Origin of the sequence: Mesorhizobium sp. M1A.F.Ca.IN.020.06.1.1, assembly GCF_004023265.1 — a bacterium.
Taxonomy (GTDB): Bacteria; Pseudomonadota; Alphaproteobacteria; order Rhizobiales; family Rhizobiaceae; genus Mesorhizobium.
In genome coordinates this window covers 1-639 of record NZ_RZSR01001641.1, presented here as the reverse complement: position 1 = coordinate 639, position 639 = coordinate 1, and the positions used below count along the sequence as shown (strand labels likewise).

The following is a 639-nucleotide window of genomic DNA, read 5'->3' as shown; positions in this document are numbered from 1 at the left end:
CCCCTACGATCCGTCCTGGGGCTACCAGACGACCGGCCTTTATGCGCCGACCGCGCGCTTCGGCGATCCCGATGGCTTCGCCCGCTTCGTCGACGGTGCGCATCGTGCCGGCGTCGGCGTCATCCTCGACTGGGTGCCGGCGCATTTCCCCGTCGACGAGCATGGGCTGGTGAAGTTCGACGGCACCGCGCTCTACGAGCATGCCGACCCGCGCCAGGGTTTTCACCCCGACTGGAATACCGCCATCTACAATTTCGGCCGCCGCGAGGTGGTGTCGTTCCTCGTCAACAACGCGCTGTTCTGGGCCGAAAAATACCATGTCGACGGTTTGCGCGTCGACGCTGTCGCCTCGATGCTCTACCTCGATTATTCGCGCAGGTCAGGCGAGTGGATCCCCAACGAGAAAGGCGGGCGCGAGAATTTGCAGGCGGTCAGCTTCCTGCAGAAGATGAACAAGGAGCTTTACGGCCATCATCCCGGGGTGATGACGATCGCCGAAGAATCGACCTCATGGCCGAAGGTATCGCAGCCGGTGCATGAAGGCGGGCTCGGCTTCGGCTTCAAATGGAACATGGGCTTCATGCACGACACGCTGGAGTATTTCTCCAAGGAGCCGATCTACCGCAAGCACCATCACAA

Annotated in this window: 1 pseudogene; it reads left to right on the top strand. The window is 61.7% G+C overall.

Annotation, left to right across the window (positions count from 1 at the left end):
- Positions 1–639: pseudogene (locus EOA60_RS36080) on the top strand (1,4-alpha-glucan branching enzyme); the annotation flags it as partial.